This window comes from Tessaracoccus sp. OS52 (assembly GCF_020687685.1).
In the GTDB taxonomy this organism is placed as follows: Bacteria; Actinomycetota; Actinomycetes; order Propionibacteriales; family Propionibacteriaceae; genus Arachnia.
The window spans coordinates 228,161-241,681 of record NZ_JAJEWM010000002.1 but is presented as its reverse complement, the minus strand read 5'-3'; the positions used below and the strand labels follow the sequence as shown (position 1 = coordinate 241,681).

General features: G+C 69.3%; 12 protein-coding genes. 9 read left to right on the top strand and 3 right to left on the bottom strand.

From position 1 onward, the window contains the following. Positions 1-67: 67 nt before the first annotated feature. The 3 genes from LKO27_RS10680 to LKO27_RS10670 all read left to right on the top strand — a co-directional run bounded on the left by LKO27_RS10680 (position 68) and on the right by LKO27_RS10670 (position 3,526). Complete coding sequence (locus tag LKO27_RS10680) at positions 68-253, top strand: hypothetical protein (RefSeq protein ID WP_227737598.1); 186 nt, start codon at positions 68-70, stop codon at positions 251-253. Positions 254-282: 29 nt separating this feature from the next. Continuing rightward, positions 283-3,096, top strand: a complete 2,814-nt coding sequence (locus LKO27_RS10675; RefSeq protein WP_227737487.1) for a LysM peptidoglycan-binding domain-containing protein — start codon at positions 283-285, stop codon at positions 3,094-3,096. A gap of 133 nt (positions 3,097-3,229) precedes the next feature. Further along, positions 3,230-3,526, top strand: a complete 297-nt coding sequence (locus tag LKO27_RS10670) for a hypothetical protein (protein ID WP_227737486.1) — start codon at positions 3,230-3,232, stop codon at positions 3,524-3,526. Between the two features lie 75 nt (positions 3,527-3,601). On the opposite strand, the gene LKO27_RS10665 is transcribed toward LKO27_RS10670, so the two are convergent. Beyond that, positions 3,602-4,228, bottom strand: coding sequence for a nuclear transport factor 2 family protein (locus tag LKO27_RS10665; protein WP_227737485.1), 627 nt, complete (start codon positions 4,226-4,228; stop codon positions 3,602-3,604). Between the two features lie 186 nt (positions 4,229-4,414). On the opposite strand from LKO27_RS10665, the gene LKO27_RS10660 reads away from it, so the two are divergent. The 4 genes from LKO27_RS10660 to LKO27_RS10645 all read left to right on the top strand — a co-directional run bounded on the left by LKO27_RS10660 (position 4,415) and on the right by LKO27_RS10645 (position 8,451). Continuing rightward, positions 4,415-5,353, top strand: a complete 939-nt coding sequence (locus LKO27_RS10660; protein ID WP_227737484.1) for an aldo/keto reductase — start codon at positions 4,415-4,417, stop codon at positions 5,351-5,353. A 106-nt stretch (positions 5,354-5,459) separates the two neighbouring features. Then, the gene (locus LKO27_RS10655; RefSeq protein ID WP_227737483.1) at positions 5,460-6,218 is read left to right on the top strand and encodes an N-formylglutamate amidohydrolase; all 759 of its coding nucleotides are present in this window, start codon (positions 5,460-5,462) and stop codon (positions 6,216-6,218) included. Next, on the top strand, positions 6,215-7,414 hold the full coding sequence (locus LKO27_RS10650; RefSeq protein ID WP_227737482.1) for a flavohemoglobin expression-modulating QEGLA motif protein: 1,200 nt from the start codon (positions 6,215-6,217) through the stop codon (positions 7,412-7,414). The genes LKO27_RS10655 and LKO27_RS10650 overlap by 4 nt, the downstream gene beginning before the upstream one ends. After that, the gene (locus LKO27_RS10645; RefSeq protein WP_227737481.1) at positions 7,411-8,451 is read left to right on the top strand and encodes a glutathione synthetase; all 1,041 of its coding nucleotides are present in this window, start codon (positions 7,411-7,413) and stop codon (positions 8,449-8,451) included. Before LKO27_RS10650 ends, LKO27_RS10645 begins: the two co-directional genes overlap by 4 nt. Before the next feature lie 9 nt (positions 8,452-8,460). Here the strand turns inward: LKO27_RS10645 and LKO27_RS10640 are convergent, their stop codons facing one another. Beyond that, a complete protein-coding gene (locus tag LKO27_RS10640; protein ID WP_227737480.1) occupies positions 8,461-9,804 on the bottom strand; it encodes a glycoside hydrolase family 27 protein in 1,344 nt (447 codons plus the stop codon). Between the two features lies 1 nt (position 9,805). Next, positions 9,806-11,194: an MFS transporter gene (locus LKO27_RS10635; RefSeq protein WP_227737479.1), complete on the bottom strand. Its 1,389-nt coding sequence runs from the start codon at positions 11,192-11,194 to the stop codon at positions 9,806-9,808. Positions 11,195-11,389: 195 nt separating this feature from the next. On the opposite strand from LKO27_RS10635, the gene LKO27_RS10630 reads away from it, so the two are divergent. After that, entirely contained in the window at positions 11,390-12,430 is a 1,041-nt protein-coding gene (locus LKO27_RS10630) for an NAD(P)-dependent oxidoreductase (RefSeq protein WP_227737478.1), read from the top strand. Then, complete coding sequence (locus LKO27_RS10625) at positions 12,430-13,479, top strand: dihydrodipicolinate synthase family protein (RefSeq protein WP_227737477.1); 1,050 nt, start codon at positions 12,430-12,432, stop codon at positions 13,477-13,479. The genes LKO27_RS10630 and LKO27_RS10625 overlap by 1 nt, the downstream gene beginning before the upstream one ends. The last annotated feature ends 42 nt before the right edge of the window (positions 13,480-13,521 follow it).

Below are 13,521 nucleotides of genomic sequence, written 5' to 3'. Positions count from 1 at the left end.
CTGTGGAAAAAGATGCGCTCATGGAGCGGACAACCAAAGTGAGACATGACAGAGAGAAGGAATGACCATGACCAAGTTGAACTACCTGCTCGGCTTCTGGCTCGGACTCCGCCACCGCACCTCGCACGACGAACGAGGCCTGTCGCAATCGACCGAGAATGCGCTGCTGCTTGCGGGGGCGGCACTCATCGCCGTGACCATCGTCGCGGTGATCACGGCGTTCGTGAACGACGAACTGGCAAAGCTGCCCTAGCACTTACCGCCAGACGTCTTGAGGACACGATGAAACTTGTCAAGGCAGCGGGAGCGCTGTTGCTGCTCGGCACGCTGCTCCTGGGCGTGCCCTGGGCCCTGCTCACCTGGGGGAGCGCCTCGTCGCTCATCGACGTGAACTGGCCGACGGCTCTGCTCAGGCCCGATGATGGTGTCGTCCTCCTCGGCCTGCTGAGCCTGGTGGGCTGGGGCGCCTGGGGCGTCCTTGCCGTCACCACTGTCAGCGAGCTGGCCGCCACGGTGTCCCGCGGCCGCTTGCAGTTCCGGATCCCTGGAACCGGTTGGCTGCGTCCGCTCGTCGCCGGGCTGCTGGCTGCTGCGGCCGCGCCCTTGGCTGGGCCGGCGATGGCCTCGACGACGCCGGAACCTGCCACGGCCCCCACCGTGGCCGTGGTCCGGGCTGAGCAGTCCAGCGCTCATGACCACACAGCCACTCCGGTTGCCCCCGCGACGGAGCGGCAGCCCGCCCCAACCGTTCAGTACGTGGTCGAGCCGGGGGACGAACTCTGGTCCCTCGCGGAACGCTTCCTCGGCTCCGGAGACCGGTGGCGCGAAATCACCGCAGCGAACCCGGGCATGTCGCACGACATGCACCTGCATCCCGGCCAGCGCATCAACCTCCCGGCGGGTGCGCTTCCGGATGCGTCGCCCGGAATTGGAGACCCGGAGACGATCACCGTTGCCCCCGGAGACACCCTTTGGGACCTCGCAGGCGAGCACCTGGGCGACTCCAATCGCTGGCTGGACCTCCAGGAGGCCAACCGTGACTTGGTCGAGGACCCGGACCGCATCGACGTCGGCTGGGAACTGCAGTTGCCAGCGGAATCCCGAAGCACCGGAACTGCGGAGACAACGGCCGACGACGCGCACGCCCCGGCTCCCGCGCCGGACAAGCCATCGTCAGGGCGGCCCGCACACGCACGGGCGCAGCAGGACGCCGGAGACCCATCCGTGGACAGTCCGTCCCTGATCGGCGAGGGGCAGGTGCCCGCAGACGGATCATCGCCGACGGCGGTGGCCACGGAGTCCGAAACCACACAAGGTCTTTCTCCCGCCCCGGTGCCGACCGGAGCCGCGACCGCCGCACCCACTGGCGGCACTGAGACGGCATCGGCGCCTGAAGGAACCCCCAACCACTCGATCAGTGATCCCGCTGATGACCAGCACCAGGAAGTGCTGGGGCCCATCGGTGCCGTCCTGGCGGCGGGCATCTTCGCCGGCGTGGCGGCCCGCCGCCGCACCCAGCTGCTGCAACGCGCCGTCGGCAGGCGGATCCTGCCTGTTCGGCCGGAACTGCAGCAGTTCTGGTCCTCCTTGGTACGCCGGACCGCCCAGGCGCAGGAGCGGATCGACGTCGGCCCCACCGGGATCGTCCTCGGGTGGGCAGCCGACGCAGAGGTAATGCATGACCTCGAGACTGGCCGGTGCACCCTCGTCCAAGGTGCACCGGACGACGCATTGGCTGCGGTGTCGGCCATTCTCACCAGCCTGATGTGCGCTCCCTGGTCCACGGGCGTCGACGTGGTGGCGGTGCAGTCTCCCGATGACTGGGAGAGGAGCTTGGACGACCCCCGAATCGCCGGCATTGGTGAGCTCGACCACGCATTGGTCGAGCTGCAGAGGGTGTGCGCCTCCAGGCGCATCGAGATGGGCTCCAGCAATCTGGAGGACCTGCGTTCCGATTCTGACCGTGCCAGCGCCTGGGCTCCCCTGGTGTACCTGTTCACCCAGCCCATCCCCCGCTCGGCTTTGGAGCGAATCCACGATTGCCTGGACCTGGGACGGGTGGGCGTGAGCGTCGTCGCCGCTGTCGCAGAGGATGTGGCCCTGGTCCCGGGGTGGGAGCTCATACGCCTCGAGTCGCCGGAGGACGCAGTGCGCGTTCCAGACGGTCGGCACTTCCTCCCGCAGCTTCTGACAGCACCCGCCCGACACGCCGTGATCGAGCTGTTCGCCCACGCCACGGCCACCAGCACGGAGTCGGCCCCCTGGTGGGACGAGGCCCCGCTGCCCCCAAACGTGACGGTCCTGCCGCGCAAGACGATCCAACCCAACGAGGACACCCAGATGTCATCCCGGTCCGCCGTCACCGACGAACACCCGACCCTCCTGCTGCTGGGCCCCGTCGCACTCCATGGCTGCAGCGGCCCGGTCCCGGCGCGCTCCACTGCGGCCAGCATCGAGTGCTGCGCCTGGCTCCTGCTGAACCCCGGCTCGACCCCGAGCGCCATGTGCAAGGACCTGATGATCGCCGAGAGCACCCGGCGTTCCAACGTCAGTCGTCTCCGGAGCTGGCTCGGAACAGACCCCACGGGGGAGCCCTACTTGCCTGACGGCTACTCGGGGAGGCTCGAGCTCCACCCGGACGTCGAGTCGGACTGGGAGAGGTTTCAGATGCTCCTCAGCGGCGGGGTCAACCACGCCAGTACCCCTCTCCTGCGGGAGGCCCTGGGACTGGTCCGAGGACAGCCACTCGAACACATGTCGTTCCAGTGGCCGTGGTCAGAGCAGCTGCGCACCGACATGGTGAGCATGGTGACCGACGCAGCCGCCGTGCTGGCTGACAGGGCGATGGAACAGGAGGACGTCGCCACCGCGCGGTGGGCCATCGACAAGGGCAGGCTGGCCGCGGGTGAGGACGAGACGATTGCTGTCCGCGAGATCCAACTGTTCGCGCGCCTGGGTGAGCGACGACAACTCGACCAGTCGATCCGGCAGTTGACGCGCTCGGTGCGGGCAGCGGGGAGGGACCTGACCGAGGACTCGGTCCGGCGCATCCAACAGGCCCTGCACTCGGTGCTTGAGGCGCAGCAGGCCAACTGACCCTGCCGCCGGGCCCAAGCGCGCCTGATGGAGCGGGCCCGTGTGAACCCGTCACCTCATGAACCCGTCATCTCATAGCGTGAACGGGGAGCAGCACCCAGTACCCGGGAAAAACCGAGAAGAAGGAGTCAGCGTGAGTGACCAGCAGCACATCCGGAACCTCGCGGCCGATGAGGCCCAGGCCTCCCACGAGCGCGTCGTCAACGAGTCCTTCGGCGAGCCCGCGGAGGACCCGGCCGACGCCGTCGTCGCCGACGCGAAGGACTCACCCGTAGCGGCGGTCGGGTCGGACTCCCTGGCCAGCGAGCCGGACTTCGACGAGATCTTCGCCGAGCGCGAGAAGCGCGAGCCGAACCACGAGGTCCGCGAGGCCCTCGAGGCGCTGCAGGACAGCCGGGTGCGGGAGAAGATCGAGGAGGCCGACGGCTGAGTCGCCCGGAATCAGCGAGGGACTGACCAGCCGTCGCTGATCAGTCCCTCGTCTTGCCGGCGACGTGGCTCGTCGCTACTGGTTGACCGCCTCGGTGGGGACCGATTCAGAGTCGGTGTCCGCCGCGCCGTGGCCATGCGCGCCGTGATCGTGGCCGGCGTGGTCGTGGCCGGCGTGGTCGTGGCCGGCGTGGTCGTGGCCAGCGTGATCGTGACCAGCATGGTCGTGGCCAGCATGGTCGTGGCCGGCGTGGTCGTCGGAGTCGTCGTCCTCGTCGTCGTCCCACTCCTCGTCGTCCTCGTCGTCGTCCTCGTCGTCGATCTCGACGGGGATGGAGGTGTGCTCGTGGACGACGCGCCACTGGTCCTCGAGCTTCTGGAGGACGAAGGTGGCGCGCGTCTCCACCTCCACTTCCTCGTCGGTCCCGGCGAGCACGCCCTCGTGCTCGATGTGGGCGGTGACGACGGCGAGGTCGTCGGCCTCGATGATCTGGACGTCGTCGAAGTCGCAGTCGGCCTCACCCTCCAGCGCACCGAACCAGCCCTCCACCTGGGCGCGCCAGGTTTCCTTGGTCGGGTACTCGGCGGGCTCGGCGGCGTCGAAGACGCGCACGTCGTCGGCGTAGAGGGACAGGAAGGCCTCGACGTCGAGGGCTTCGTAGGCGGAGATGTAGGCGTCGATGAAATCGCGGGGGCTGGACATGCACGCTCCTGGCAGTAGTGGGGTCCGGGTGTCGGGATCCGCAGCACCAACGCTAACGCTCCCCGGGGGCCAGCCGGACCTCCTGCGGATTGTTGCACGCCTGCCCAAAGCGCGGGCCCCCCGGTCCGGGCACCCGTGCCGGAGCGGTAACGTTCACATCACAACTCGACGGAGAGGAACCAAACAGTGAAGACCTTCACACTGCCCGGCACCGACATCGTGGCACCCAATGTGGTGCTCGGCCTGATGCGCATCGCGGAGAAGTCCGACGACGAGATCCGCGAACTCACCCGCACCGCCCGCGACGCCGGAATCGACTTCTTCGACCACGCCGACATCTACGGCGGCGAGGTGCACACCTGCGAGCGCCGCTGGGCCGAGGCGATGCAGCTGACGCCGTCGGAGCGCGAGCAGGTGACCATCCAGACCAAGGCCGGCATCGTCACCGACGGCCCCTACTTCGACTTCTCCTACGAGCACCTGATCTCGACGGTGGAGGGCTCCCTGCGGGCTCTGCAGACCGACTACATCGACATCCTGCTGCTGCACCGCTTCGACGTGCTCGCCGAGCCCGACGAGGTGGCCCGCGCCCTGGACGAACTGCACTCCTCGGGCAAGGTGCGCAACTTCGGCGTCTCCAATCACACCCCGCGCCAGATCGAGTTGCTGAAGAAGTCGGTGCAGCACCGGTTCGTCGCCAACCAGCTGCAGCTGTCGATCGCCCACTGCGCGATCATCGCCCAGGGCCTGGCGATGAACATCGAGGGGCGCCAGGAGGCCTACGACCTCGACGGCGGCGGCATCGTCGACTACTGCCGCCTCAACGACATCACCATCCAGGCCTGGTCCCCCATGCAGGCCCGCCACCCGAGGCGTGAGGTGTTCCTCGGCTCGCCCGACCACGCGGAACTGAACGCCGCCGTCGACGAGCTCGCCGCCAAGTACGACGTCCCCGCCGAAGCCATCGCCACCGCCTGGATCACCCGCCACCCGGCGAACATCCAGGTGGTGCTGGGCACCACCACGCCCGACCGCGTCACCGCGTCCGCGCTGGGTTCGGAGATCCCGCTCACCCGTCCCGAGTGGTACGGGCTGCTGCGCGCAGCCGGCTACGAAGTGCCGTGATCCCGCCCGGCTGACACGCACGATCGGCACCGAAACCGGGCGCCGGCCGACACCCGGCCGGCGCCCGTTTGCTTGCCCGTGACCCGTACTCAGGTAAGGATGACGTATGGATCCTTTCGAATTCGTGGGCAACTGGGACGGCCAGATCATCGCGACGTCCGTGCACGCCGGGCATGATCTGAGGCCCGAGGTGCAAGACCTGATGGTCCTCGACGAGGCCACCCGCCTCCGCGAGGAGGACCCGTTCACAGACCGGATCGCCGCTGTGGCGCCGGCCCGCGTCGTCGTCCACCGTTCCCGGTTCGAGACCGACCTCAACCGCATCCGCGAGAAGGCCGTCTACCGCACCCCCGAGGACTGCTGGGGCCTGCACGTGTGGCGGACCGACCCGCTCCCCGACGACGTCGTCACCCGCAGCCTCGAGGTCTACGACAGCTACTTCGCCGAACTCGCGCGGCACCTGGACAAGGTGGCCGAGCGCGGCCCGTTCGTCCTGTTCGACGTCCACTCCTACAACCACCGCCGCCCCGGCCCCGACGAGCCGGACGAGCCGCTCGAGGAGAACCCGGAGATCAACCTGGGCACCGAGAGCGTCGACGGGCGCTTCGCGGGCGTCATCGAGGCGTTCCGCTCCTCCATGCAGGGGCAGGGTTTCGACGTGCGCGAGAACATCAAGTTCAAGGGGCAGAACATGCCGTGGTGGGTGCATGAGCGCTACCCCGGCGTCGGCTGCGTCCTCGCGCTGGAGTTCAAGAAGACGTTCATGGACGAGTGGACCGGCCGGCCGGACCTCGACCACATCAACCGCCTCGGGGCCGCGTTGGCGGAGACCTTCGACCCCGTCCAGGCGGCGCTGGCCCGATGAGTCCCGCCAACCCCCTGGCCACCATCGACCAGGCCATCGACCACGAACTCTCCCAGCTCGGCACCAGCTTCCGGTTCATCCTCGACGTCACCCCCGTGGACGCCGACGACGTGCGCGAGGCCTTCCTCGCCGGAGAGGTGGCGGAGCCCGAGTTCAGCTACCGCGAGCTCAGCATGGACCCCGAGGTGGCCCAGACCATCCTGGAAAAGATCGACGTCGGCGCGGTCCAGGACAACACCGTCGCGGCCCTGCTGCGCAGCAAGCACCGGGAACTGGAGCTGCAACTGGCCATGCTCCGGGCCCGCAACACCCCGGACTTCCGGCCGCTGAGCATCGAGCTGTACGGGGGCGTGGCACCCAACCTGCTCACCGCCGCCGAGTCCATCCTGGAGCGCGTCGAACCCGTCCCGGCCGCCGGGGACCACCTCGACGCCGAGGAATTCCTGGAGCTGGCCGAGGCCGAGATCGAGCACTACCGCGAGAGCAACCCGGACATTGACATCCACGCCGAGATCCGGCACGACTCCACCGGGGTCATGGTGAGCGAGAACGTCCTGCTCATCGGGCCCGAGGCCCGGGTGGCGACGGTGCGTGCCAACGCCCTCATCCAGCACGAGGTCGGGACCCACCTGGTGACCCAGGTCAACGGCGCCCACCAGCCGCTGATGGTGCTGGGCACCGGTCTCGCCGGTTACGACGAGACCCAGGAGGGCCTGGCCGTGCTGGCCGAGATCGCCGTCGGCGCCCTCACCCCCGGCCGGCTCCGGCAGCTGGCCGGACGCGTAATGACGGTCCACGACATGACCGAGGGCGCCAGCTTCACCGAGTGCTTCCGCAAGCTGGTCGAGGTCGGCGTCCCCCGTGGCAGCGCCTTCACCACCACCATGCGGGTGTTCCGCGCCGGTGGCCTGACCAAGGACGCCATCTACCTGCGAGGTCTGCTGGAACTCCTCGAGCACCTGCGCAAAGGTGGTTCACTGGAGGCGTTCTTCCTCGGGAAGTTCGCTCTGGAGGACCTGCCGCTCGTGGAAGAGCTCAACGCGCGCGGCATCCTGCACGAACCCGTCCTGCTGCCCCGCTGGTACGACCACGAGGAGAGCCGGGGGCGCCTCGAGGAGGCATCCCGCATCACCGATCCCACCCAACTCATCCAGGGGTCCTCCCCCATCGATGAACAAGCCGAGGAGAACGAATGAGAATCGGATTCGTCGTCAACAACGTCAAGACCGAGGACCCCGTCTACACCACCGTCAGGCTTGCCATGCAGGCCACGAACATGGGCCACGAAGCGTTCCTCATGGGGATGGGCGATTTCGCCTACGAGATCGACGGATCCCTCAGTGCGAAGGCCCACGGCGTCGCCGGAAAGAACTACCGCTCCACCGAGCGCTACCTGGCCGACGTGCAGAAGCCCGACGTCGAGGAGCAGATCAGCCTGTCCGAGTTCGACGTCGTGATGCTGCGCTCAGACCCGGCGGCCGACGCCACCGAAGCTCCCTGGGCGAACAACGCGGGAGTCGCCTTCGGGCAGTTGATCGCCAGCACCGGCGTCCTGGTCCTGAATGACCCGGGCAGCCTCGCCAACGCACTGTCGAAGGCCTACTTCCAGCACTTCCCGGAGATCGTGCGCCCGCGCACGCTGATCTCCCGCGACGAGGCGAAGATCTCCAGCTTCGTCGGCGAACTCGGCGGCAAGGCCGTCCTGAAGCCGCTGCAGGGCTCTGGCGGCAGTGGCGTGTTCCTCGTCAACAGCGAGGAGTCCCCCAACATGAACCAGATCATCGAGGCGATCGCCCGCGACGGCTACGTCGTCGCCCAGGAGTACCTGCCCGCCGCCAAGGACGGCGACGTGCGCATGTTCGTGATGAACGGCAAGCCCCTGATGGCAGGAGGCAAGTACGCCGCGTTCCGCCGCCGGCCCTCGGGCTCCGACCTGCGCTCCAACATGTCCGCGGGCGGCAAGGCCGCTGCGGTAACCGTGACCGACGAGATGCTCGGGCTGGTCGACGTGGTCCGGCCCAAGCTGGTGGCCGACGGCATGTTCCTGGTGGGGCTGGACATCGTCGGCGACAAGCTGATGGAGGTCAACGTCTTCAGTCCCGGCGGGCTGGGCAGCGCCGCAAGCCTTTACGACGAGAACTTCTCCGTGGTGATCATCGAGGAGCTCGAGCGCAAGGTCCAGATCCGCAGGCACTACAGCCAGATGCGCAACATCGACCTGGCCACGGTCTGAGATTTCGGGTCAGGCCCGCGGTGTGAACCGCAGCAGGGCCGCGCCGTGGCGCTGCAGGGACACCGCGACGGCGGTGCTCCCGGGCGCGACGCCGCGGGCAGCGTCGCTCTGGACCGTGACCTCGCTGGTCTGCACTTCCTGACCGGTCCACAGTTCCAGGACCTCGCCGTCCAGCGCCGCCGGCCAGCCGACGTTGCGCGAGTCGAGCGCCAGTTCCAGCGGCTCGTCGCCGAGGTTGAACGCAGCGGCGTAGCGCACGCCGTCGGCCCCGTCTGCTGCCCAGAGCACCAGCGGCCCCTCCCGGAAGACCTCGCGGTTGCCGGACGAGGAGCGCAGGACCTGGAGCACGTCGCGGTTCTGGAACAGCGCGATGGTCCCCGGCTGGGAGCTGGGGAGGTCGCCGCCGATCATCAGCGGCGAGCGGGCCATCACCCACAGGGTCAGCAGCGAGACCCGTTCGGCGGGGGTCAGGTCGTCGTCGCGGGGGTGGCCGCGCTCGGCTCGGATGCCGATGCGGCCCAGCGGGAGCATGTCGCCGTCGGGCCAGCCGGACTCGCCGGCGAAGGGCGCCCAGCGGGCGAACCGGGCGAAGTTGGCCTCGACGTCTTCCCAGCGGTCCCACAGGTCGTCGCAGATGCGCCACATCGTCGCGTGTCCGCGCAGGTGGTCCAGCCGGGTCAGGGACAGGTCGCGGCCGGGTGAGAGGCTGAGCTCGATGGGGCGCCCGCAACGCTCGATGGCTGTGGCGTAGGCCTCGATGTCGGGGGCCTGGTAGGGCCACAGCATGTCGTCGGCCTTGATGAAGTCCACGCCCCACCCGGCGTAGAGGGCGAGCGTCGAGTCGTAGTAGGCCTGTGCGCCGGGGCGGCTGTGGTCCAGCCCGAACATGTCCGGGTTCCACTCGCAGACGTTGGCGCGGTCCGCGACGTCGGCCGCGGACTCCTCGGTGCCGAGGATCGGGGTGTCGCGCTCGACGGCCAGGCGCGGGATCCCCCGCATCGTGTGGATTCCGAACCGCAGCCCCAGGGCGTGCACGTGCTCGGCGAGCGGCCCGAAACCGGCGCCCCCCGCGGAGCTGGGGAACCGGCCGGGGTCCGGGAGCAGACGGCCATGGGCGTCCAGTTCCAGCGGCGCCCCGGCGTTGTAACCGTGCGAGCGGGCGGTCGGGTCCGCCCAGTCGATGTCCACCACCACGGTGTCCCAGCCGAATGCCAGCAGGTGCTCGGCCATGAACTCCGCGTTGGCCAGCACCTCCGCCTCAGTGACGGTGGTGCCGTAGCAGTCCCAGCTGTTCCAGCCCATCGGTGGGCCCTGGCGGCTGGGGCGGCCGGCGACGTCAAGGACGGTCTCCACGTCAGGCCACACCCTCGCGGGATTTCGGGGTGAGGGAGACGAACACGACACCCAGCACGCAGATCCCCGCCAGCACGTAGAACACCTTGGTGAGGTCGTCGGGGAACGCGGCTGCCAGCGCGCCGCCGACGATGGGGCCGGCCACGCCACCGAGCCTGCCGAACCCCGCGCACCACGCGACGGCGGCCGCGCGCGAGGTGGTGGGGTAGTAGTTGGCGACGAACCCGTAGATGAGCGTCTGGGTGCCCGACGTGCCAAGGCCGACGATCCCGATGGCGACGATCATCAGACTGACCAGGTTTGGCGCGGCGGTGGTGGTGGCCAGCAGGATCCCGACCGCGCCGATCGAGAAGAAGACCGCGATGACCGGTTTGGGACCCCACCTGTCGGCGAGGGTGGAGCCCGCGAGGCCGCCGGCGACGGCGCCCAGGTTCAGCGCCAGCAGCAGGGCCAGCGACGACTGCTCCCCCAGCAGGGGTCGGGTGAGCTGCGGCAGCCAGGTGTTGAGGGAGTAGACCAGCAGCAGACCGGTGGCGCTGAGCAGGCCGAGCACCACCGTCGCGAACACGAACGGGCGGCTGAACAGCTGCGCGAACCCTCCCCTGGAGTCGGCCTCCGGCGGCCAGACAGGTACCTCGGGCATGGGAACCCCGCGACGTTGCGAGACCAGCTTTGCCTCCTCGTGCTTGCCGCGCGCCTCCAGCCAAGCCACCGATTCGGGCAGCTTGAACCAGGCCAGCGGCAGCAGGGTCACCAACGGGAGGGCGCCGATCCAGAACAGGCCCCGCCACCCGATGTGGTCCTGCAGCAGCAGGGCCGCCAGCGCCGAGAGCGTCGAGCCGAGCGGCACCCCGCTGTAGACGATGGCGTTGGCCAGGTTCTTGCGGCCCTTGGGCGCGATCTCGGAGACCACCGCGGCCGTCGTCGCCACGAGCGCCCCGATACCCAGGCCGGTGACGAACCGCAGGATGCCGAAGACCGTCGCCGTCGGCGCCATGGCGGTCAGGGCCATGCCGATGGACAGCCACGCCAGGGAGGCGAGCATCGGAACCCGGCGGCCGATCCAGTCGCCCACCGCACCGATGGCCAGTGCGCCCACGAGCATGCCGAACAGGGCGTAGCTGCCGAGCAGGCCCCCGAGCCCGGAGGCTTCCGCGATGGCCTCCTTCATCCCGGCGGTGAGGTCCTCGGGCCGGACCCCCATCGACGCCACCAGGGAGTCCTGATGCGCGGGCGAGAGTGCCTCGTAGATCAGACCACCCGGCTCCCGGAACCCGGGCATGACGGCGCCGTAGATCACCAGGTCGTAGCCGTCGAAGACCAGCCCGGCGAGGCTGATGCCCAGAACCCACATGATTGTTGATCGTCGCTTGGTGTTCGCGGCAGACATGGGCGAAAGTCTCCCACACGACGCTCCGCGAGCGCCGCCGTCGTCCCAGCGGAGGCACGAGCCGGCCGAATGCCGTTGCCCGTGCTTGGCCGATTTCCGCACCCGAAGCCGGATTCCCGAGGAAGCTTGACCCCGGCCAGCCGGATGCAATACCGTATAGAAAAGGCTTTCTGAATGCGTAAGAGTGGAGATGACATGCAAGCGGGAACACGCCCTGCGCCGCAGACCGAGGATGAGCTGGACGAAGTCCTGTCCCGTCCGACGGCGGGTGTCGTCGAGCAACTCCGGCAACTCGACGGCGACCTGGTACTGCTGGGGGGCGGCGGCAAGGTCGGACCCACCCTGGCCATGATGGCCCGCCGGGCACTCGACGAGATCGGCTCCAGCCACCGGGTCATCAGCGTCTCGCGCTGGTCCGACGAGCGGGCAGCCGCGGCCCTTCGGGAGGCGGGCGTCGAGCTGGTCTCGGCGGACCTCTCCAACCCCGACGCGTGGACCGGCCTGCCCGACGCCGCGGCCGCGATCTACCTGCTCGGCCACAAGTTCGGGAGCGCTTCGGCACCTTCGCTGACGTGGTGGCTCAACGCCGTCGTCCCCGGCTTCTGCGCCGCCCGCTACCGCGGAGTCCCCACCGTCGTCTACTCCACTGGCAACGTCTATCCGCTCCGCGAGACCAGCACCGGCGGCAGCTTCGAGACCGATCCGGTCGCGCCCGTCGGCACCTACGCCCAGTCCTGCGCCGCCAGGGAGCAGGCGTTCCTGCACGCGGCCGGGATGTGGGACACCCCCACCCTGATCTACCGCCTCAACTACGCCGTCGAACTGCGCTACGGCGTGATCGCCGACATCGCCGGCCAGTTGGCCGCCGGCCAACCCGTCGACGTCACGATGCCCGCGGTGAACGTCGTGTGGCAGGCGGACTCCAACGCGTGGACCCTGCAGTCGCTGGGGCTGACCGGGCCGGAGCCGACCATCCTCAACGCCACCGGCCCCGAGACCCTGTCCACCCGCTGGATCACGCAGCAGCTCGCCGAGCGCGGCGGCTGGGAGCCCCGGATCACCGGCACCGAGGCGCCGACGGCCCTGCTCAGCAACGCCGCCGCGGCCCACGGCCACTTCGGCTATCCGACGGCGTCGCCGCTGGAAATCATCGACTGGGTGGCCCAATGGGTCTCCGCGGGCGGCCGCCAACTCGGCAAGCCCACCAAGTTCCAGCAGCGCGAGGGGAGTTTCTGATGAAACCGGACGGACACGACATCCTCGGCAGCGGCCCCTTGGTCATTCCGGCCCACCCGCTCGCGGTGGACGACGACGGCGCCCCGGACTGGGTCTCCCAGCGGATCCTCACGCAGTACTACCTCGCCGCCGGCGCCACCGGCCTCGCCGTCGGCGTGCACACCACGCAGTTCGACATCCACGACGACCCGTACCTCTTGCGCCGCACGCTCAGCGAGGTGGCCGACGTCGCCGCCGCACAGGGCTCGGGCGTGAAGCTGGTCGCGGGGGTCTGCGGGGACACCGAGCAGGCCGTGGCTGAGGCGGAGCTGGCTGCCAGCCTGGGCTACGGTTCGGTGCTCCTGTCCCCCTACAAGGTGACCGCCTCCACTCACGCGGACTTGTTGGACCGGGCCCGCCGCGTCGCGGACGTGCTGCCCGTACTCGGGTTCTACATGCAGGAGAGCGTCGGCGGCGAGTTCCTCCCCGAGGAGTTCTGGCGGGAACTGTTCAGCATCGACGGCGTGGTGGGTGTGAAGATCGCCCCCTTCGACCGCTACCGGACCCGCGACGTGCTGTCCGCGCTGGCGTCGTCGCCGCGCTGGGACCAGGTGGTGGTGGTCACCGGGAATGACGACACCATCGTCGCCGACCTCGTGACCCCCTACCGCTTCGCCAACGGCGACCAGACCCGGACGTTGCGCTTCTCCGGCGGGCTTCTGGGCCAGTGGGCTGTGGGGACCCGCGCCGCCGTCGAGCTGACGCGCGAGGCGCACACCGTGCGCGGCGCCGTCGTTCCGGAGGCGCTGCTGGCCAAGGGCGCGGACCTGGTGACCGTCAACCGCGCGGTCTTCGACCCGGACAACCACTTCGCCGGCGCCGTCGCGGGGATCAACGAGTTGCTGCGCCAGCAGGGACTGGTGAAGTCCAGCCGGTGCCTCAGCCCCCGGGAGCGCCTCTCGCCCGGACAGGCGGAGCGCATCGCCGAGGCGCGTCGCGCCCACCCCGACCTCCTCGACGAGCAGTTCATCGCGGAGTTCATCGACTCCTGGCGTGCCGCGGCGGCCTGACCGGCCCCGGTTGGCCCGAGTGGACGTCGTCTCCGGGGGTTC

Coding starts and splice junctions, on each gene's coding strand:
- LKO27_RS10650 (WP_227737482.1), top strand. CDS start 6,215: ATGAGTCCCGCCAACCCCCTGGCCACCATCGACCAGGCCATCGACCAC.
- LKO27_RS10655 (WP_227737483.1), top strand. CDS start 5,460: ATGGATCCTTTCGAATTCGTGGGCAACTGGGACGGCCAGATCATCGCG.
- LKO27_RS10680 (WP_227737598.1), top strand. CDS start 68: ATGACCAAGTTGAACTACCTGCTCGGCTTCTGGCTCGGACTCCGCCAC.
- LKO27_RS10630 (WP_227737478.1), top strand. CDS start 11,390: ATGCAAGCGGGAACACGCCCTGCGCCGCAGACCGAGGATGAGCTGGAC.
- LKO27_RS10645 (WP_227737481.1), top strand. CDS start 7,411: ATGAGAATCGGATTCGTCGTCAACAACGTCAAGACCGAGGACCCCGTC.
- LKO27_RS10675 (WP_227737487.1), top strand. CDS start 283: ATGAAACTTGTCAAGGCAGCGGGAGCGCTGTTGCTGCTCGGCACGCTG.
- LKO27_RS10665 (WP_227737485.1), bottom strand. CDS start 4,228: ATGTCCAGCCCCCGCGATTTCATCGACGCCTACATCTCCGCCTACGAA.
- LKO27_RS10625 (WP_227737477.1), top strand. CDS start 12,430: ATGAAACCGGACGGACACGACATCCTCGGCAGCGGCCCCTTGGTCATT.
- LKO27_RS10635 (WP_227737479.1), bottom strand. CDS start 11,194: ATGTCTGCCGCGAACACCAAGCGACGATCAACAATCATGTGGGTTCTG.